The organism is Planococcus sp. BI3 (assembly GCF_056680115.1).
The window spans coordinates 983,176-1,001,753 of the sequence record NZ_CM155266.1 but is presented as its reverse complement, the minus strand read 5'-3'; the positions used below and the strand labels follow the sequence as shown (position 1 = coordinate 1,001,753).

Below are 18,578 nucleotides of genomic sequence, written 5' to 3'. Positions count from 1 at the left end.
AGGAGGAACTGCTATGATCGCAATCGATTTTATGGATGAAACGGAAAGCCTGAACCAGCAGGAACTGGATTTTGTACAAAAAATACTGGAACATGCAGCGAAAGAAGAGGGATTGGGGCAATCTGAAGTGTCGGTGACGTTTGTCACCAATGAAATGATCCGTGACATCAACCGGGAATACCGGGGCAAAGATCAGCCGACGGATGTCATTTCGTTTGCCATGGAAGAACTGGGCGAAGGCGAGACGGCCATCATCGGTTCAACAGAGCCGCGGATGCTCGGGGACATCATCATTTCACTGGACCGCACAAAAGAACAGGCGGCCGATTACGGGCATTCGTTTGAACGGGAGCTGGGTTTCCTGGCAGTCCACGGCTTTTTGCATCTGCTCGGGTACGACCATCTGACCGAAGAAGATGAAAAGAAAATGTTTTCCCGACAAGAAGAGATTCTGGTTTCACTCGGCATCACGCGTGAGAAGCATGGCGGCGCGTAGATTTTTCCGCTCTTTCCAATTTGCAGCCGCAGGCATCGGCACCGCCTTAAAGCGTGAACAGAACATCCGCTTTCATGTTTTGGCTGCGGTGGTGGTCGTGCTGGCCGGATGGTTGACGGGTCTGTCTTATCTGGAGTGGCTAATCGTCATTCTGCTGATCGGCGGCATGATTGCACTGGAGATGGTCAACTCGGCCATTGAGCGGGTTGTTGACCTTTCGACTGCCGAGCTTCACCCGCTTGCCAAGCAGGCCAAGGATATGGCAGCAGGTGCCGTTTTGGTATTTGCCGCGGCAAGTGCTATAATTGGATTACTGATATTTCTACCCAAATGGTTTTAAACTCGCAGAGGTGATAAACATGGAAAAAGAACAATTGATGAAGCAAGCGATCGCGGCACGCAGCAATGCATATGTGCCTTATTCAAAATTTCCTGTCGGCGCTGCTCTGCTGACAGCTGACGGCAAAGTATACACAGGCTGCAATATTGAAAACGCCGGCTATTCCATGACGAATTGCGCAGAGCGTACAGCGGTGTTCAAAGCTGTTTCTGAAGGCGACAAGACGTTTGTGGCGCTCGCTGTGTCTGCGGACACCCCGGGCCCTGTGTCGCCTTGTGGTGCATGCAGACAAGTGTTGGCTGAGTTCTGCTCGCCGGATATGCCAGTTTACTTAACAAATTTAAAAGGTGACGTCCAGGAAACGACAATCAGTGAATTGCTTCCCGGCGCATTTTCAACGGAGGATTTAAAATATGCAGCCAGAGAATAACGGATTCAAATCAGGATTTATTTCCATCATCGGCCGTCCGAATGTCGGCAAATCGACTTTCCTTAACCGCGTGGTGGGCCAAAAGATTGCCATTATGAGTGACAAGCCCCAAACCACACGAAACAAAGTTCAAGGCGTCGTGACGACCAATGAAAGCCAGATGATCTTCATTGATACACCCGGCATCAACGAACCTCGCCATAAACTCGGAGACTTTATGCTGAAGGTAGCCAAAAACACATTCCGTGAAGTCGATGTGCTGCTGTTTGTTGCAAGCGGCGTAGACCGTGTCGGCAAAGAAGACCGTTATATTCTTGACATGCTGAAAGGCATCGATGTGCCGGTATTTTTGGTCATCAATAAGATTGACCAGGTGCATCCTGATAATCTGCCGAAAATCATTGAATCGTACCGAAAAGAATTCGATTTTGCAGAGGCGATTCCAATTTCAGCGCTGGAAGGAAATAATGTCGAGAATTTGTTGGCGAAAATCGACGAGCGCCTTCCAGAAGGACCGCAATATTACCCGGCTGACCAAGTTACAGACCATCCGGAACGCTTTATCATTTCCGAACTGATCCGTGAAAAAGCCCTGCATTTGACGCGCGAAGAAATTCCGCATTCCATTGCGGTGGTCATTGAAAAAATTGCACCGGATTCCGAAAATAAGGACATGATCCGCGTTCAGGCAATCATCATGGTCGAGCGTGATTCACAAAAAGGCATCGTTATCGGCAAAAAAGGCGTACTGCTAAAGCAAATCGGTACACGTGCACGCCAGGATATCGAAAACCTGCTTGGGTCGAAAGTCTATTTGGAGCTATGGGTCAAAGTGCAGAAGGATTGGCGCAACAAAGCAATGCATCTACGTGATTTCGGCTTCAGAGACGACGAATACTAAGGAGTCCTTCCCATGCAAAGCCAAGTAGAGGGAATTGTCATTCGTACGATGCCTTATGGCGAAACGAATAAAATCGTCACCTTGTTCACCAAAGAAGCGGGGAAAATAACCTGCATGGCAAGGGGGGCGAAAAAGCCTGCCAGCAGATTGGCGGCGATCACCCAGGTCTTTACCCATGGCACCTTTTCGATCTACAAAGGAAGAGGCATGGGAACCTTGCAGGCAGGGGATCCGCTGGAATCGCTGCGGCATATCCGCGAAGACATCATGTCGACCGCCTATGCCAGTTATGTCACCGAGCTGATTGACCGATTGACTGAACAGGATGAGCCGCAGCCCGTCATTTTTGATATGTTGTATCAGGCGCTCCATGCCATCGATGAAGGCTACGATCCGGAAGCGATCACTTTGTTTGTCGAGTGGAAGATGCTGCAGACGGCCGGTCTTACGCCGACACTGCATCAATGTGCAAACTGCGGCGCGACGGAAGGGGAATTCGCCTTTTCATTTCAGGAACTGGGTTTTCTCTGCCACCGCTGCTTCCATATCGACCGCTACATCATCCGCTTAAGCCCGGCTTTGGTGAAGTTGATCCGCACATTCTATTTTGTGCCAATTGAACGGGTCGGCTCTTTGACTTTGAAAAAAGAATCCAAGACCCTGCTCAAACAAATCGTCCGCACAATTTACGAAGAAAAGGCGGGGATTCGCTTAAAGTCCAGGAAGTTTCTCGAACAACTGGACCGGACGCCTGAATTTTTCCCGAAAAAAGAAGAGTTGCCAAAAGACGAATAGTCTTTTTGGCAACTCTTTTTGTTTTGCTTTTAGTTAAGTTGAACTAATGATCTTCACCAATCAGCTCCGCTTTTCGGTGTCCAGACTCCAGTGCCTAGCTCTTCGGGTCATAAGGCAGACCGGCTGCGTGGCAAAAGACGCCACACTGCCGGTCTGCCTTACGCCTGTCAGAGCTGATCAGGCACTTCCGCTTTTCGGTGTCCAGACTCCAGTGCCTAGCTCTTCGGGTCATAAGTCAACCCGGCTGCGTGGCAAAAGACGCCACACTGCCGGTCTGCCTTACGCCTGTCAGAGCTGATCAGGCACTTCCGCTTTTCTTAATTAAAACTGAATATGCTTCTCGACATAAGCCTGTACTTCAGCGATCGGCATGCGTGTCTGTTCCATTGAATCGCGGTGGCGGACTGTTACTTGGCCGTCTTCGACAGACTCAAAGTCGTAGGTGATGCAGAACGGTGTGCCGATTTCATCCTGGCGGCGGTAGCGTTTGCCGATGGACTGGGATTCATCGTAATCCACCATGAAATGCTTGGCCAATTCAGCGAATACGCCAGTTGCGCCTTCTGCCAATTTTTTCGATAACGGCAAGACAGCAGCTTTATAAGGCGCCAATGCCGGGTGGAATCGTAAAACGGTGCGTTTATCGTCATTTTCAAGTTCTTCTTCGCTGAAGGCATCCACCAGGAATGCCAATGTTACGCGGTCGGCACCAAGAGAAGGCTCGATGCAATAAGGCACGAAGCGTTCGTTTGTTGATGGATCAATGTAGTTGAAATCTTCTCCGGAATGTTCCATATGGCGTTTCAGGTCAAAGTCGGTGCGGTCTGCAATGCCCCAAAGTTCGCCCCAGCCGAATGGGAATTTGTATTCGATATCCACAGTGGCATTCGAGTAATGCGAAAGTTCGTCTTCTTCATGCTCGCGCAGGCGGATATTGTCTTCGGTGATATTCAAATCCAAAAGCCATTTTTTGCAGAAATCGCGCCAGTAAGCGTACCATTCCAAATCCTCACCAGGCTTGCAGAAGAATTCAAGTTCCATCTGTTCAAATTCACGTGTCCGGAAAGTGAAATTGCCCGGTGTGATTTCATTGCGGAAACTTTTGCCGATCTGGGCGATCCCGAAAGGCATTTTCTTGCGCATTGAACGCTGTACGTTCTTATAGTTGACGAAAATTCCCTGAGCCGTTTCCGGACGCAGGAAGATTTCATTGGTTGAAGCTTCAGTGACGCCTTGGAAAGTCTTGAACATCAAGTTGAACTGGCGGACTTCTGTAAAGTCCTGTTTGCCGCATGTCGGGCATTTCACTTCGTGTTCCTGGATCAATTCCGCCATCCGGTCAAAGGACAAGCCGTCGACGATCATTTCGATGCCTTTGGCGTCTAATGCGTCTTCGATCAATTTATCCGCACGGTGGCGGGTTTTACAGCTCTTGCAGTCGATCATCGGGTCGTTGAAGTTGCCGACATGCCCTGAAGCGACCCAAGTTTTAGGGTTCATCAGGATGGCTGCATCCAAGCCTACATTATATGGGGATTCCTGGACGAATTTTTTCCACCATGCTTTTTTGATATTGTTTTTCAATTCGACGCCAAGTGGGCCATAATCCCATGTATTCGCCAATCCTCCATAAATTTCAGAGCCCGGGAATACAAATCCTCTGTGTTTCGCTAATGCTACTACATCTTCCATTGACATAAAATTACCTCCATAAAATAAAAAAATCGTACCCATCCACGGACATGTCATCATGTCCGAGGACGAGTACGTTAAGACCCGCGGTTCCACCTCGATTGACTGCAAAATGCAGCCCGCTTAAAATAAAAAATGGCTCTGGATCACCTTTTCCTGTAGTTGCAGGCTTTCACCATCCCTGCTCGCTCTGGTTACAGTACTTATCTATCCGTCGTTGCCTCTGTTCAGTTCCTTCACATTGTACCATGGCGAAGTTTTCTTCGCAATATCAGGTTAATTAGTATATAATAATTGGTATTGAGTATAACATATTTATATTTTGAGGCGGTGAGTCCAATCGAACTCAATAAACGGCAAGAGGAAATACTGCAAATCGTTAAAGGCAATGGTCCGATTACAGGCGAACAGATCGCAGATCGCCTGAACTTAACAAGATCTACGCTACGACCTGACTTAGCCATCCTGACAATGGCAGGCTTTCTAGATGCCCGTCCGCGTGTTGGCTATTTTTATTCGGGCAAAAAACCGGGCCAGGACGTCACAGACACCATGAATAACATGAAGGTCAAGGATTTTCAGTCGATTCCGGTTGTCGTCAGGGAAGATGTCAGCGTATACGACGCCATCAGCCAAATGTTTCTCGATGATGTCGGCACGCTTTTTGTCGTGGACAAAAAATCGTATCTGACCGGAGTGCTGTCAAGAAAAGATCTGCTTCGTGCAAGTTTGGGCAGCCAAAATCTGACAAGCATTCCTGTACATATCATCATGACGCGCATGCCGAACATTACGTACTGCGCCAAAAACGAATCACTGATCCAGGCAGCACATCGCCTGATCAATCAGCAAATCGACGCCCTGCCAGTGGTAGAAGAACAGCCGGATGGCTTTAAAGTCGTCGGCAGATTAACAAAAACGAATATTACTCGTGCGTTTTTATCATTATCGGAAAACCACGATTTGTGAGGTGCCAACTATGAATTCACTCCGTCTGTTCATTGTCTCCGATTCGGTCGGAGAAACAGGGGAACTGGTCGCAAAAGCGGCCATCAGCCAATATCTCAATAATGATCAAAATGCTGTACTGAAACGTTTTCCTTATATTGATTCCATCGACCATCTGCAGGAAATCATTAAATTGGCTGTCGCACAAAAAGCTTTCATCGTCTATACGCTGGTTTCCCAGAAATTGCGGGACTATATGAAGTCTCAGACAGCTAAATTCCATGTAACGGCAGTGGATCTGATGGGTCCTCTTCTGGATGCCTTGGAGAAAGAGCTTGATGCACCACCCCTGCAGGAAGCGGGATTGGTCCGTAAATTGGATGATGATTATTTCAAAAAAGTGGAAGCCATCGAATTTGCGGTCAAATACGATGATGGCCGGGATCCGCGCGGCATCCTGATGGCTGACATCGTGCTGGTCGGAATTTCAAGAACGTCCAAAACCCCGTTATCGCAGTATTTGGCGCATAAGCGGTTGAAAGTGGCAAACGTGCCCCTTGTACCTGAAGTCGACCCGCCGGATGAGCTGTACCATGTGGATCCGAATAAATGCTTCGGTTTGGTCATATCACCAGATAAGCTCAACAGCATCCGCAAAGAACGGTTGATTGCCCTTGGGTTGAACGACGATGCCAACTACGCAAAAATCGATCGCATCCATGAAGAAATCGGCCATTTCCACAAGGTAGTAGATCGCATTGGCTGTGAAGTAATTGATGTAACGAATCGGGCAGTTGAAGAAACCGCTAACCTGATCCTGAGCAAACTCCAAAAATGATTTCGGGAAAACCACCTGCACAGGCGGTTTTTCTTTCTTTTTGGTGGATTTTTTAATAAAAACGTTTTATAATGAAGAATTGTGGCTAAAGCTTACTAGTGGATAAAATAGTTTGCTCTATCTTTTTGTCGAAAAATGAAGGATTTTATCTTTTTATCACGAATTAAATAAGTTAAGCAAACTAAAGATGGTGAAAATAATGTCCAATCGAGTTCCAGAAGAAGTGATTGAAAAGATCCGTTCCAGCACAGATATTGTGGATGTCGTGGGTGAGTATGTTCAGTTAACAAAAAGGGGCCGCAATTGGTTCGGCCTTTGCCCTTTTCATGGAGAAAGCACACCATCTTTTTCTGTCACTGCCGATAAGCAGATTTTTCATTGCTTTGGCTGTGGAGCTGGTGGCAATGTCATCACGTTTCTGATGGATATTGAAAACTTAACGTTTCAGGAAGCCTTGTCTAGACTCGGAAGCCGCTCAGGCATAGATGTCGATATACAAACCACTGCTGATTCCGGTCCGGTGCAATCAAAAAGCGATCATCAACTGATTTTGATGCACGAGTTTGCTGCGGACATGTACCACCATATTCTATTGAATACGGAAGAAGGCCAAGTGGCATTGGACTATTTGGAAAATAGGGGCTTTACCCGGGAAATCATCGAAAAAAATAAAATCGGCTGGTCGCTTCCAGAATGGAATTACATGGCTTCGGCGCTTAAGCGAAAAGGCTTTAGCGAAGAAGAACTGGAAACAAGCGGATTAGCGATCGCCCGTGAGCAGTCTAGTGGCTATTTTGATCGATTCCGCGGTAGGATCATGTTTCCAATTATGAATGAAAACGGCAAAGTCATCGCCTTTTCGGGCAGGGTCCTTGAGCAGACTAAACAGGAAGCCAAATATATGAACAGCCCAGAATCTCCGATTTTCCAAAAAAGCCAAGTGCTCTACAATGTTCATCATGCCAGAAGTGCTATACGCAAAAATCGGAAAATCATTTTGTTTGAAGGGTTTATGGATGTCATTGCTGCGGGTAAAGCAGGAGTTGACAATGCTTTAGCAACAATGGGTACATCTCTCACTGCTCAGCATATTCGGCAAATGAAACGGTTCGCCCAGGAAGTTGTCATCTGTTTTGATGGCGATGATGCAGGCTGGGAAGCCGCCAAACGGGCTGCAATCGCCCTCAATGAAGATAATTTCAAAGTGGAAGTGGCTGTCCTGCCAGGCAAGATGGACCCGGATGACTTTGTCCGCGAAAAAGGTGCTGAAGCCTTTAAGCAGCAGATCATCGGCAAGCCGCATGCATTCATCGCATTTGCCATGATGCATGCCCGCAGGCATAAAAATTTTCAATACGAAAATGACCTGCTGCAATACATCCAGGAGGTACTGCAGCTTTTGGCCGGTAGATCCTCGCCTTTAGAGCGGGATTTATATATAAAGCAATTATCAGAGGAAACCGGATTATCTCAAGAAGCGATCCTACAGCATTATCGGAAATTGGAAAACAAGACGATTGAACGCAATCGTCCTGAACCACCAGCAGCAGCGAAGACGGCTAAAAAAGAGCCGAAACGGGTCACTTCGCTGCATAGGGCGGAACGGATGCTCCTATCCCATGCCCTGGCAGATCCGTCAGTTATGGATAAATTAGCGGTCGAAGACAATGGCATACCATTTGTCAGTGAAGAATTCCAGGCGCTGTACGTTCAATTGCTCGGTTTCTATGAAGAATGGGATAAAGCCGATTTCCATAAATTCTTGGAGACCCTGCAGGATGCAGAACTCCGCAAGCTTGTCATGGAAACTGCATTATCCGAACGCGATCCGGAACATGCGGATGAAGAAATTTCCGATTGTTTGAAGCATCTGCAAAAACATCGGGTCGAACAGCAAATCAATCTAAAAATCCAGCAATCAAAAGAAGCGGAAAAACAGCATGACCTTAAGCGCGCTTTACTTCTTGCACAAGAAGTGATTGCTTTACGGAAATCATTGTAAGTTAATTCCGGTTTTTTTAAAGGAGGAAGTCACATGGCTGAGAAATCTGAACGCCAAACTGAAGTTGAAGCTAGCAATGTACCATTGACTACTGAAGGTCCGGAAGCAACTGTCGAAGAAGCAAAAAAACAGCTGATTGAAACAGGTAAAAAAACCGGAGAACTCAATTACGAACAAATTGCTGACAAATTAGCGGTTTTCGAAATGGAATCCGATGCTGTAGAAGAGTTTATCGACCAATTGGAAGGCCACGGCATTGAATTGGAACGTAAATCCGATGATGAAGAACATTTGGACCGTTTGATGAAACCGACCGAAGATAAATTCGACTTGAATGATCTGAGCGTACCGCCCGGCATCAAAATCAATGACCCTGTCCGCATGTACTTGAAAGAAATCGGCCGTGTTGATTTGCTGAAAGCAGAAGAAGAAGTCCGTTTGGCAAAATTGATCGAACAAGGGGACGAAGAAGCGAAAAAACGCCTTGCTGAAGCCAACCTGCGTCTAGTTGTCAGTATCGCGAAGCGCTATGTCGGCCGCGGCATGCTATTCCTAGATTTGATCCAGGAAGGGAACATGGGCTTGATCAAAGCCGTTGAGAAGTTCGATTACTCAAAAGGGTTCAAGTTCAGTACCTACGCAACCTGGTGGATTCGCCAGGCCATTACACGCGCGATTGCTGACCAAGCACGGACGATCCGTATCCCGGTTCATATGGTCGAAACGATCAATAAACTGATCCGTGTACAGCGTCAGCTGCTTCAGGATCTTGGCCGTGAACCTTCTCCGGAAGAAATCGGCGAAGAAATGGACCTGCTACCTGAAAAAGTGCGTGAAATCCTGAAAATCGCTCAAGAGCCGGTTTCATTGGAAACGCCGATCGGTGAAGAAGATGATTCGCATTTGGGTGACTTTATCGAGGATTCGGATGCGCAATCGCCATCTGACCACGCTGCTTATGAATTGTTGAAAGAGCAATTGGAAGACGTCTTAGATACCTTGACGGACCGTGAAGAAAACGTGCTGCGCCTTCGTTTTGGCCTGGACGATGGCCGTACGCGGACATTGGAGGAAGTGGGCAAAGTGTTTGGTGTGACGCGTGAGCGGATTCGCCAGATTGAAGCGAAAGCTTTGCGCAAATTGCGCCATCCTTCCCGCAGCAAACGATTGAAAGATTTTCTTGAATAAGAATAACCTCTTGAGCCGCTGCCGGATTTTCCGGAAAGCGGCTTTTTTTGGGTGGCGAACAAAGGAATTCCAGTAAAAGCTTGAGTTTGTCTTAATTTTCACTATATAATGAAAGTTGTAAGCGTATTCACGACAAAGGGGATGTACACAAATGGATTTCGATTTGACACCAGAACAGCAGATGATCAAAAAGACGATTAAAGAATTTGCCGACAAAGTGGTGGCACCAGGTGCCATTGACCGCGACCGTTCCAAGGCATTTCCGACTGAAATCTTCAAACAGCTGTCCAACATGGGGATGATGGGCTTGCCGTTTGATGAAAAGTATGGCGGAGCTGGAGCGGATACCACTAGTTTTGCGATTGTGACAGAAGAATTGAGCCGTGCCTGCGCATCTACGGGCATCACCTATTCTGCGCATATTTCACTCGGCGGGGCGCCGCTGAATTTATTTGGGACTGAAGAACAGAAAGAAAAATACCTGGCACCGATTTGCAGCGGCGACTCATTCGGCGCTTTCGGATTGACGGAACCCAATGCCGGGTCGGATGCTGGAGGAACGGAAACCCGTGCGGTGGAAGATGGCGACGACTGGGTCATCAACGGCTCTAAGGTTTATATCACCAATGCCAGCTATGCCAAGCATTTAGCGATCACGGCGATTACCGGCATGAACGACGGCAAAAAGGAAATCAGCGCCATCATCGTACCGACAGATGCTGAAGGCTTTACCATCATCGATAACTATGAAAAAATGGGTCTTCATTCTTCCAACACGACGGAATTGGTGCTGGACAACGTCCGTGTGCCGAAAGAAAATCTATTAGGCAGACGTGGAGAGGGCTTTAAGCAGTTCTTGGTGACATTGGACGGCGGGCGTATCGGCATTGCTGCTATGGCTGTAGGCATCGCGCAGGCAGCGTTTAACAAAGCCCTTGCTTATTCAAAAGAGCGCAAGCAGTTCGGCAAGCCGTTATCCGAGTTCCAGGTGACTCAATTCAAACTGGCAGATATGGCCATGAAAATCGAACTGGCCCGCAACATGGTCTACAAAGCCGCTTGGCTGAAAGACCAAGGGCGTCCGTTCACAAAAGAAGCGTCAATGGCAAAACTGTATGCTTCTGAAATTTCCATGGAAGTGGCAGATGAAGCGATTCAGATCCACGGGGGCTATGGCTATATGAAGGAGTACGAAGTGGAGCGCTACATGCGTGACGCGAAATTATTGGAAATCGGTGAAGGAACTTCTGAAATTCAGCGAATGGTCATCGCACGCCAGATCGGCTGCTGAAAAGAACAGTTAAAGTCCTGCGGAGATGCAGGGCTTTTTTCATGAAAGCATATTTTGCTGAAAAGAATTTATAAAATAAGTTTTTTTAGGAAAGTATCGTGGTAAACCTATCTATGGATGCATCAAATGAAATTAAATTACCGTTTTTGTCACAAACAAGGAAAAGTTATCTGATAAGACTTTTCGTTTCAATGATAATACAGTACAATAATGAATGATACGAATAATATCATCTAGCAGAACTTAGTAGAAGGAGGGGTAACGGATGCAAAAAAATGCAATTGTACCTTATATCTTAATCATGGCGTTCGGTATTGGTTTAATTTTCTTCTTGTCATTAGAAGGAGTTAATAACGAAGCTGAAATCGCAGAAGAACAAGCAACTGAAGAAGGCGGCGGAGAAGCTGCTGAAGGTGAAGAAGGCGGAGAAACAGCTGAAGGGGAATTTGATCCTGAAGCACACGCACAGGCAAACTGTATTTCTTGTCACGGTTCAAGCTATGAAGGCGGAGTAGGTCCATCATTGGTCGCTACTGAGCTTCCACAAGCAGACATCGAAGATATTTTGATCAATGGTAAAGGCACTATGCCAGGCGGGCTTGTTCCAGAAGAGAACGCAGCAGCAATGGCTGAGTGGGTATTATCACTCGAATAGCATCTAAAAACCCTTAGTTCTTCTGGAGCTAAGGGTTTTTCTGTCAAATTAGGAGGATCTGAATGAATGCTCAACAATTATCACATCGGCTGACAAGAGTCGCCCATCACGTCCCTAAAGATGCAGTAGTGGCAGATATCGGCAGCGATCATGCTTATCTGCCTTGTTACTTAGTATTGAACGGCATAGCGAATAAAGCTGTCGCCGGAGAAGTTGTCAAAGGCCCTTTTGAGTCAGCACAAAAACAAGTTCAACAAGAAGGGCTTACCGGCCAGATCGACGTCCGGCTGGCAAGTGGGCTTGATGCCATCCATCCGGAAGACGGCATTACTGTTGTCACCATCGCTGGTATGGGAGGCCCACTGATCTGCTCGATTCTGGAGCAGGGAAAAGATCGGCTTGCAGGAGTGGAACGACTGATCCTGCAGCCCAATGTCCATGCCAAATCCATCCGTGATTGGGCAGCAGCGAACAACTGGAGCATCACAGGGGAAGAAATATTAAAGGAAAATGAAAAAATCTATGAAATTCTGGTGCTCGAAAAAGTTCAGTCGCCTGTTTTATTGACGGTACAGCAATTATTGATGGGGCCGGAATTGCTGAAGGAAAAGACAGCGATTTTCCGGGAAAAGTGGGCTCGTGAAACCGAACAATGGAAAAAAATTGTGGCTTCTATGGAATCGACTGCTCAAACGATGGAAATTATCGAGAAAAAGCAGGAATTGATTGAGAAAATACAATTGGTGGAAGAGGTGCTGCATCGTGAAAATTCCTAATGGCCAGCAGATCATCGAGGAATTCGAAAAATGGTCGCCTAAGTATCTGGCAATGGAAGGCGATCCAATCGGGTTGCATGTCGGAACGTTAAACAAAAAAATTGAACGGGTCCTGGTGACACTGGACGTCAGTGAAGAAGTTGTTGACGAGGCGATTGCCAAAGGCGCAGGATTGATCATTGCGCATCATCCGCCGATTTTCCGCCCGTTGAAAAACCTGCAGACCGATTTTCCGCAGGGGCGCCTGATGGAAAAACTCATCAAAGCCGATATTGCCGTCTATGCTGCGCACACCAACTTGGATGTGGCAACTGGTGGCGTCAATGACTTATTGGCGGATGCGCTGGGATTAAAAAACACCAGCGTGCTGGTTCCTACTTTTGAAGCGGAATTAGTGAAAATCGCGGTCTTTGTTCCGGAAAGCCATGAAGAGGCTGTCCGAGAAGCATTCGGCAAAGCAGGAGCCGGTGCTATCGGCGATTATGAATACTGCAGCTATACCTTGTCCGGCACTGGCCGTTTCCGCCCGACTTTTGATGCGGATCCGTATATCGGGGAAGCCGGAAAAATGGAAGTGACGGCTGAATCGAAAGTGGAAGTGGTCGTCCGCAAAAACGAAAAAGACCGCGTCATCAAAGCCATGATCGCGGCGCACCCCTACGAAGAAGTGGCATATGATGTGTTCACTTTGGAAAACAAAGAAATTGCCATGGGACTCGGGCGTGTCGGAACACTGGAGACTCCAATGGCATTAAGTGAATTTGCCGATTGGGCAAAACAGCAATTGGACGTTCCGGCTCTTCGCATGGTCGGCGATCCGGATGCCGTCATCAAAAAAGTGGCGGTGCTCGGAGGCGATGGCAATAAATACATTCAGCAAGCAAAGCGTGCTGGAGCGGATGTCTATGTCACAGGCGACCTGTATTTTCATGTCGCACAAGACGCAGAAGCGATGGGGCTCCATGTTATCGACCCGGGGCATCACGTAGAAAAAGTGATGATCCAAGGCGTGGTAGACCATATGTCCAAGCAACAGCCGACGTGGCAATGTGAATTCTTGCCGTCACAGACAAATACGGAACCTTTCCGGTTCATTTAAAAAAGAAGAAGCCGCGGCTTCTTCTTTTTGTTATGTTGGACGACGTTGCTAAGCGATCCAAGGGAATTTCAAAGCTGGTGCCTTGCAGTTGAAAGGGCCAAAATTACAAGGGGAAAATCCGAAAACAGCAAATAGATTAAAATCGGCTAAAGAGACTGGCTAGAGCCTCTTTTTTCGTTTTAGTGAAATTTCGTTTGGGTAAATATTAAATAAGTGAAGATGAAAATTGGGAAGAGGTGATGAAAATGGTCAGCATAGATCGCTCAGCAGCAAGCGATGAGATCCAAAAGTATGAAAAACGCAACATCTGGTCCGGATTATTTTTTGGAATTGGGCTGATGGCGTTTGTCGACGAAGTTATTTTTCACCAATTGCTTCAATGGCATCATTTTTACGATTTGTCGACACCGAAAATCGGTATTTTTGCGGATGGCCTCCTGAATGCCTTTGCATGGTTTGCAGCGATTGGCGGACTGTTCATGTTCGCGGACCTCCGAAGGCGAAATGCGGTCTGGATGCGCCGCTGGGCAGCGTCAATCCTGATCGGAATGGGCGCATTTCAGCTGTTTGACGGCATCATCAACCATAAAGTGCTGCGGACCCATCAAATCCGCTATAATGTTGAATTATTGCCGTATGACTTAGCGTGGAACCTAGTTGGCGCAATCGTACTCGCAGTTGGAATCGCGTTGTTTAGAAAAGCCCGAAAAGAAAGGCGATCAGCGTGACGCGATGCTCCTTCATTATTTGGATTCAATCGAGCCCGGGGTACCGGCTCTCCCCTCTTTAGCAGTCGCTCGGATATTGATTTTTATTCAATAAAACAAGGAAATGATTATATATTTTCATTATGGGTAACTTAAGGGTTAACAGCAGCTAAAATAAAACCGGAAAGTAGGGGGCTAAGATGGAGGAATTTAAGTTGAAACCCGTCCCTCATGCCAAAAAGAAAGGGCATCAATCGCCGAAAGGAAACAAACGAATGGCCAAAATCCTCTTGTCGTTTGCGTTAGTTTCTTCTGCCGCAGTTGCAGGTCCAGTGATTACACCCAGTGCAGCGACTGAAGTGGCCAATTATTACATTGTCCAAAAAGGAGACACCTTCTACAGCATTGCGAAAAAGAACGGGTTAGTGGTTGAACAGCTGATGGCAGCGAACTTCACCACAAGCACCAGACTCATAACCGGACAAAAAATCGCAATTCCGCACCCAAACCAACCGTGGTCTGGCAACCAGGAAAATCTGGAAAACAGAAATTACCGGGTGGTGAAAGGAGATACCTTGTATTCCATCTCCAAACGGACAGGGATTTCAATTGACAGCATCAAAAGGCTGAACCGTTTAACATCGGACATCATTCAGATTGGGCAAATCTTAACGCTTTATCCGGATACGGGGGTCATACACCGAACTTCTGCATCATACTTTGTGAAGTCGGGTGACACCAAGTACACTTTACAAAATAAATTCGGGAATACGATCGCTTTGCCAAGTGGTACATTGCAGGTGCTTCAAGAACTTAAAGTCTCAGGTGAAGTATTGGAAATCACCACCGAAGAACCTTTTGGATTGGCGGATGGCCGCGTGATCGAAGTGAAGGTGGGCAATGATTACTATGCGATAAATCTGTATCAAGGAAACGCTCCAATCGAGCACCTGGCGGATCGGAATGACCTCAAGTTAACATTCACAGTGGTTCGTGTAGGTCCGCGCTATGAACTGGTTTCCTATGCAGTGCAAGAACTGCAGTGAAAAAGTTAAGTTGTTTTTGAATTATGGCCGAATATGCTCTAGTTTTTTCTTGCAATTCGTCAATAATTTGTTTCGAACTTCACCTGGTTCTCAAAGAGTTCCTTATCTTTTGGAGGGGGAGGATGTTCTAGGCTCCCATCAGGCATGTCAAAAAATCCTGGGAATATTCGTTTCGAGTTAACCAATCGCTGTAAAAGCTTCAAATAAGAGCTGTCGAGACGGGAAAATCTTCTGTCCTGATGGCTTTTTATTTTTAAAAAGAAGACAATTTGGGTAGTTGGAAAATGGAATTGGGACATGGCGAAAGGGGTGGCAAGATGGATTGGTTGATCTTTTTAAGCTGGGCGTTGGACGGTGTAATCCTATTGAATGTTGTGCTGGCCATTGTGGTCATTTTCACTGAACGGCGTGACCCGGGGGCTGCCTGGGCATGGCTGCTGGTTTTATTCTTTTTACCGGTCCTTGGCTTTATCGTTTATTTGTTTTTCGGCAGGCTTTTAAAAGATGAGAACTTTTATAATTTAAGTGAAGAAGAACAGTCCTATCACTCCCGGCAAATCAATTCTCAAATCGAACGCATTCAGAGTGGGGCAGCTGAATACGATGATGAACTGCTAAAAAAGCATAAACAGCTGTTGATTATGAATCTCCAGGCTTCCCGTTCCCTGATCAGTTTCTACAATGACATGGATGTCCTCTCTGAAGGTGTACAGAAGTTCGATACCCTGATTGGGGACATCGGCAATGCACAGGAAGAGGTCAATATCCAGTACTACATCATCAAACGGGATGCACTGGGAAAACGGCTGCTCGATGCCTTGCTGGAGCGGGCAAAAGCGGGAGTCAAAGTTCGTCTTCTCTACGACGGTTTCGGTTCGAGAAGTTTAAAGGAAGCCGACTTTAAGGAATTGATTGCATACGGCGGTGAAGTGCAGATTTTTTTCCCATCTGCTCTCGGGTTCATAAATCTGCGGGTCAATAACCGCAATCACCGGAAAGTCTGCCTCATCGATGGAAAAGTCGGCTATATCGGCGGCTTTAATGTGGGTACAGAATATTTGGGTGAAGTAAAGAAATTTGGGTATTGGCGGGATGTCCATTTGCGGATAGCAGGGGATGTGGTCCAGCATATCCAGGAGCGCTTTATTCTGGACTGGAATTATTCTAATCAGCATAAGAAACGAGACGATATCTTTTGCTTTCCCCAACACGATGTAAAGAGCTTGTCTCCGATGCAGATTGTCACGAGCGGCCCGAACTCCCACACGGAACATTTAAAAAACATGATGATCAAAATGATTTCGTCTGCCGAACGAGAGGTATTCATCCAGACGCCGTACTTTATTCCGGATAAGAGTTTTATGGACGCCTGCAAAATGGCATTGCTGAGCGGCGTGAAAATGCATATTATGATTCCTGGAAAGCCGGATCATCCGTTTGTCATGTGGGGATCCTGGTCATTTCTCGGAGAGCTGCTCGATTACGGGGCGGATGTCTATTTATACGACCGCGGGTTTCTTCATTCCAAAACATTGACTGTTGACGGCGAAATTTCAACTGTGGGCACGACCAACCTGGACGCACGCAGCTTTCGCTTGAATTTCGAAATTAACGCGTTGGTGTTTAATCGGCGGGTCGCACTGGAACTGGAGTCGTTGTTCGAATCCGACACAGCCAACTGCCGGAAGCTGACGAAAGAGCTATACGCCAAACGCAATTGGACAATCAAATTCCGCGAAGGTTTTTCGCGGTTGTTAAGTCCGATTTTATGAATGGAATAAGAACCTTTAAAGAGCTGGGACCGTTGTGAACTGCACTAGACAACTAACGCCGGAGAAGGTGCTTGCAATCAGCATCTTCTCCGGTTTTTGGTTGGAAATTTATAGAAATACACAGCTGGAATATGAGGCAACCAGCATTAAATTTCCGTATGTTAGGCTACCACTCAAAGAAAAACTTCAGAGACATGGTGACGATAGAATAAATGAGAACGGCAATTAAAAAGGTCGGGAAATGCGTTTCTTTCTCACTCGGCAACTCATGTTTGAACACAGTGTAAATCATCGCTCCAGAAACAAGAGAAAAAATAATGGATTTGAAAAGCGGCGTGAGTTCAGTAGTTAATGCTGCAGTCCAACCGGCAATAATCCCCACAGCCAATATATAACGGCCGTATTTATTGTATTCGACCGGAAACTTCCGCCACATATCATGTGCAACCGCTACAAAATGCGGGCCAATCGCCACGCAATAAAACAAGGCCTGAATAGCTGACACTTCGAAAGACAGCACTGAGTAAGAGACGAGGGCGTTATAAAGCGCATAGAACGAAATGACGGACCAAAAGGTGGTTGTTCGGGAAACATATTTTTTCTGGATGACGATCTGAATGCCGACAAATAGGACAACACCGACGAGGCCAACAAAATAAATTTCCGACTCCATCGTTAACCGGCGATATGGTTCTTCAATATTTGTCTGTTGCTTGTGCAGAGTGGGGAGTAGGTAGATAAAAATATACGAAACGGCCAGCCCACCTGAAAATGAAAACCATTTCATCTGTTTGAGTTTTTCCGCAGGGACAAGGACGCTTGCAAAGAAATGAATCAAAATGAATACAAAACCGATCAAGAACGGAATCATCTGCATGACCCAAACCTCCTGTCAGATTGTTGCAGCTGGTTTAATATAGAAATTTTAGCTCTATTGTACATCGAGCAAAGTTTAAAATCGATAGGAACAGATGGAATCAGCGGAGACATGAAAAATCGGCAAAGCCGACTGCATCAATCTTCTGGACCCAAAGTACGCAGTCGGCATCAGTTTTGCCGGGTGCCCCGGGAGAGACATGGAATCACTCGAATTACGCCGCATAAAACGGCCACCGTATTAACGATGACCGCATGGTAAAAAAAGTGATGGAGGGAAAACTGACTTGTATTAGTTGAACTGATGAAGAAAACTTGTTGTCAGCTCTCTTTTCCGGCCTTTCCTTTTTGCAGAGCTCTAATATTCTTCTGCAAAGAGAAAATCTTGACAAGTGCCACTGTTGCGCTTAACAGGAATCCCAGTACGGCAGAAACAAGGATAACAAGGATAAGGGGCCACTCCGCTTGACCGAAAACATAATTGACTTGCACAGCATCCACATTGATAACGGCGAAAATGGTGATCAGTACAGCAAATAAAAATGCGAGCAACACAAGCCACTGGAATTTCATAGACGTGATCTCCTTTTCAAAATAAGATGAAAAACAGAAAAGTTTTATAGAGTTTATACCCTGTTTCATTTAACTTATAAACTTGGACAACCGATTTGTCCGAGCTCTATTTGGTCTCACGTTCTTTTTGATAGCCATGTTCTCGCCTTATTC

General features: G+C 46.5%; 19 protein-coding genes. 16 read left to right on the top strand and 3 right to left on the bottom strand.

The genetic code is table 11. From position 1 onward, the window contains the following. Nucleotides 1-13 precede the first annotated feature (13 nt). From ybeY to recO, 5 genes are read left to right on the top strand one after another with little or no spacing between them, the layout of a single operon-like run. A complete protein-coding gene (gene ybeY, locus AC1MEO_RS05100) occupies nucleotides 14-496 on the top strand; it encodes an rRNA maturation RNase YbeY (RefSeq protein WP_480334774.1) in 483 nt (160 codons plus the stop codon). Next, entirely contained in the window at nucleotides 483-836 is a 354-nt protein-coding gene (locus AC1MEO_RS05095) for a diacylglycerol kinase family protein (protein WP_480334773.1), read from the top strand. The genes ybeY and AC1MEO_RS05095 overlap by 14 nt, the downstream gene beginning before the upstream one ends. Nucleotides 837-855: 19 nt before the next feature. Continuing rightward, complete coding sequence (locus AC1MEO_RS05090) at nucleotides 856-1,266, top strand: cytidine deaminase (protein WP_480334771.1); 411 nt, start codon at nucleotides 856-858, stop codon at nucleotides 1,264-1,266. Beyond that, nucleotides 1,250-2,167 carry a GTPase Era gene (era, locus tag AC1MEO_RS05085; protein ID WP_480334770.1) on the top strand — a complete coding sequence of 306 codons (918 nt, stop codon included), beginning with the start codon at nucleotides 1,250-1,252 and terminating at the stop codon, nucleotides 2,165-2,167. The genes AC1MEO_RS05090 and era overlap by 17 nt, the downstream gene beginning before the upstream one ends. 12 nt (nucleotides 2,168-2,179) lie before the next feature. Continuing rightward, nucleotides 2,180-2,962: a DNA repair protein RecO gene (recO, locus tag AC1MEO_RS05080; RefSeq protein ID WP_480334769.1), complete on the top strand. Its 783-nt coding sequence runs from the start codon at nucleotides 2,180-2,182 to the stop codon at nucleotides 2,960-2,962. Between the two features lie 321 nt (nucleotides 2,963-3,283). On the opposite strand, the gene AC1MEO_RS05075 is transcribed toward recO, so the two are convergent. Then, the gene (locus AC1MEO_RS05075) at nucleotides 3,284-4,660 is read right to left on the bottom strand and encodes a glycine--tRNA ligase (RefSeq protein WP_480334768.1); all 1,377 of its coding nucleotides are present in this window, start codon (nucleotides 4,658-4,660) and stop codon (nucleotides 3,284-3,286) included. Between the two features lie 324 nt (nucleotides 4,661-4,984). On the opposite strand from AC1MEO_RS05075, the gene ccpN reads away from it, so the two are divergent. The 11 genes from ccpN to cls all read left to right on the top strand — a co-directional run bounded on the left by ccpN (nucleotide 4,985) and on the right by cls (nucleotide 16,976). Beyond that, entirely contained in the window at nucleotides 4,985-5,623 is a 639-nt protein-coding gene (ccpN, locus tag AC1MEO_RS05070; RefSeq protein ID WP_480334766.1) for a transcriptional regulator CcpN, read from the top strand. A gap of 10 nt (nucleotides 5,624-5,633) precedes the next feature. Beyond that, entirely contained in the window at nucleotides 5,634-6,440 is an 807-nt protein-coding gene (locus AC1MEO_RS05065) for a pyruvate, water dikinase regulatory protein (RefSeq protein WP_480334765.1), read from the top strand. A 199-nt stretch (nucleotides 6,441-6,639) separates the two neighbouring features. Then, nucleotides 6,640-8,442: a DNA primase gene (gene dnaG / locus AC1MEO_RS05060; RefSeq protein WP_480334764.1), complete on the top strand. Its 1,803-nt coding sequence runs from the start codon at nucleotides 6,640-6,642 to the stop codon at nucleotides 8,440-8,442. Between the two features lie 33 nt (nucleotides 8,443-8,475). Beyond that, nucleotides 8,476-9,630 carry an RNA polymerase sigma factor RpoD gene (rpoD, locus tag AC1MEO_RS05055; RefSeq protein WP_480334763.1) on the top strand — a complete coding sequence of 385 codons (1,155 nt, stop codon included), beginning with the start codon at nucleotides 8,476-8,478 and terminating at the stop codon, nucleotides 9,628-9,630. Nucleotides 9,631-9,781: 151 nt separating this feature from the next. Then, complete coding sequence (locus AC1MEO_RS05050) at nucleotides 9,782-10,921, top strand: acyl-CoA dehydrogenase (protein ID WP_480334761.1); 1,140 nt, start codon at nucleotides 9,782-9,784, stop codon at nucleotides 10,919-10,921. Between the two features lie 265 nt (nucleotides 10,922-11,186). Continuing rightward, the gene (gene cccA / locus AC1MEO_RS05045; RefSeq protein ID WP_480334760.1) at nucleotides 11,187-11,576 is read left to right on the top strand and encodes a cytochrome c550; all 390 of its coding nucleotides are present in this window, start codon (nucleotides 11,187-11,189) and stop codon (nucleotides 11,574-11,576) included. Between the two features lie 62 nt (nucleotides 11,577-11,638). After that, nucleotides 11,639-12,352: a tRNA (adenine(22)-N(1))-methyltransferase gene (locus tag AC1MEO_RS05040; RefSeq protein ID WP_480334759.1), complete on the top strand. Its 714-nt coding sequence runs from the start codon at nucleotides 11,639-11,641 to the stop codon at nucleotides 12,350-12,352. Continuing rightward, nucleotides 12,339-13,451 (top strand): Nif3-like dinuclear metal center hexameric protein, encoded by a 1,113-nt coding sequence (locus tag AC1MEO_RS05035; RefSeq protein WP_480334757.1) that lies wholly within the window; start codon nucleotides 12,339-12,341, stop codon nucleotides 13,449-13,451. Before AC1MEO_RS05040 ends, AC1MEO_RS05035 begins: the two co-directional genes overlap by 14 nt. A 245-nt stretch (nucleotides 13,452-13,696) precedes the next feature. Then, the gene (locus tag AC1MEO_RS05030) at nucleotides 13,697-14,179 is read left to right on the top strand and encodes a DUF2243 domain-containing protein (protein ID WP_480334755.1); all 483 of its coding nucleotides are present in this window, start codon (nucleotides 13,697-13,699) and stop codon (nucleotides 14,177-14,179) included. 179 nt (nucleotides 14,180-14,358) lie between these two features. After that, the gene (locus AC1MEO_RS05025) at nucleotides 14,359-15,204 is read left to right on the top strand and encodes a LysM peptidoglycan-binding domain-containing protein (RefSeq protein WP_480334753.1); all 846 of its coding nucleotides are present in this window, start codon (nucleotides 14,359-14,361) and stop codon (nucleotides 15,202-15,204) included. 317 nt (nucleotides 15,205-15,521) lie between these two features. Further along, a complete protein-coding gene (gene cls / locus AC1MEO_RS05020) occupies nucleotides 15,522-16,976 on the top strand; it encodes a cardiolipin synthase (RefSeq protein ID WP_480334751.1) in 1,455 nt (484 codons plus the stop codon). Between the two features lie 166 nt (nucleotides 16,977-17,142). Here the strand turns inward: cls and AC1MEO_RS05015 are convergent, their stop codons facing one another. Beyond that, nucleotides 17,143-17,853 (bottom strand): hypothetical protein, encoded by a 711-nt coding sequence (locus AC1MEO_RS05015; RefSeq protein WP_480334749.1) that lies wholly within the window; start codon nucleotides 17,851-17,853, stop codon nucleotides 17,143-17,145. Between the two features lie 320 nt (nucleotides 17,854-18,173). Continuing rightward, nucleotides 18,174-18,425 carry a LapA family protein gene (locus tag AC1MEO_RS05010; protein ID WP_480334747.1) on the bottom strand — a complete coding sequence of 84 codons (252 nt, stop codon included), beginning with the start codon at nucleotides 18,423-18,425 and terminating at the stop codon, nucleotides 18,174-18,176. Nucleotides 18,426-18,578: the final 153 nt, after the last annotated feature.

What these genes read in the sequence shown, in the direction of transcription:
- ybeY (WP_480334774.1), top strand. Translation starts at nt 14, where the DNA reads ATGATCGCAATCGATTTTATGGATGAAACGGAAAGCCTGAACCAGCAG.
- AC1MEO_RS05095 (WP_480334773.1), top strand. Translation starts at nt 483, where the DNA reads ATGGCGGCGCGTAGATTTTTCCGCTCTTTCCAATTTGCAGCCGCAGGC.
- AC1MEO_RS05090 (WP_480334771.1), top strand. Translation starts at nt 856, where the DNA reads ATGGAAAAAGAACAATTGATGAAGCAAGCGATCGCGGCACGCAGCAAT.
- era (WP_480334770.1), top strand. Translation starts at nt 1,250, where the DNA reads ATGCAGCCAGAGAATAACGGATTCAAATCAGGATTTATTTCCATCATC.
- recO (WP_480334769.1), top strand. Translation starts at nt 2,180, where the DNA reads ATGCAAAGCCAAGTAGAGGGAATTGTCATTCGTACGATGCCTTATGGC.
- AC1MEO_RS05075 (WP_480334768.1), bottom strand. Translation starts at nt 4,660, where the DNA reads ATGTCAATGGAAGATGTAGTAGCATTAGCGAAACACAGAGGATTTGTA.
- AC1MEO_RS05065 (WP_480334765.1), top strand. Translation starts at nt 5,634, where the DNA reads ATGAATTCACTCCGTCTGTTCATTGTCTCCGATTCGGTCGGAGAAACA.
- dnaG (WP_480334764.1), top strand. Translation starts at nt 6,640, where the DNA reads ATGTCCAATCGAGTTCCAGAAGAAGTGATTGAAAAGATCCGTTCCAGC.
- rpoD (WP_480334763.1), top strand. Translation starts at nt 8,476, where the DNA reads ATGGCTGAGAAATCTGAACGCCAAACTGAAGTTGAAGCTAGCAATGTA.
- AC1MEO_RS05050 (WP_480334761.1), top strand. Translation starts at nt 9,782, where the DNA reads ATGGATTTCGATTTGACACCAGAACAGCAGATGATCAAAAAGACGATT.
- cccA (WP_480334760.1), top strand. Translation starts at nt 11,187, where the DNA reads ATGCAAAAAAATGCAATTGTACCTTATATCTTAATCATGGCGTTCGGT.
- AC1MEO_RS05040 (WP_480334759.1), top strand. Translation starts at nt 11,639, where the DNA reads ATGAATGCTCAACAATTATCACATCGGCTGACAAGAGTCGCCCATCAC.
- AC1MEO_RS05030 (WP_480334755.1), top strand. Translation starts at nt 13,697, where the DNA reads ATGGTCAGCATAGATCGCTCAGCAGCAAGCGATGAGATCCAAAAGTAT.
- AC1MEO_RS05025 (WP_480334753.1), top strand. Translation starts at nt 14,359, where the DNA reads ATGGAGGAATTTAAGTTGAAACCCGTCCCTCATGCCAAAAAGAAAGGG.
- cls (WP_480334751.1), top strand. Translation starts at nt 15,522, where the DNA reads ATGGATTGGTTGATCTTTTTAAGCTGGGCGTTGGACGGTGTAATCCTA.
- AC1MEO_RS05015 (WP_480334749.1), bottom strand. Translation starts at nt 17,853, where the DNA reads ATGCAGATGATTCCGTTCTTGATCGGTTTTGTATTCATTTTGATTCAT.
- AC1MEO_RS05010 (WP_480334747.1), bottom strand. Translation starts at nt 18,425, where the DNA reads ATGAAATTCCAGTGGCTTGTGTTGCTCGCATTTTTATTTGCTGTACTG.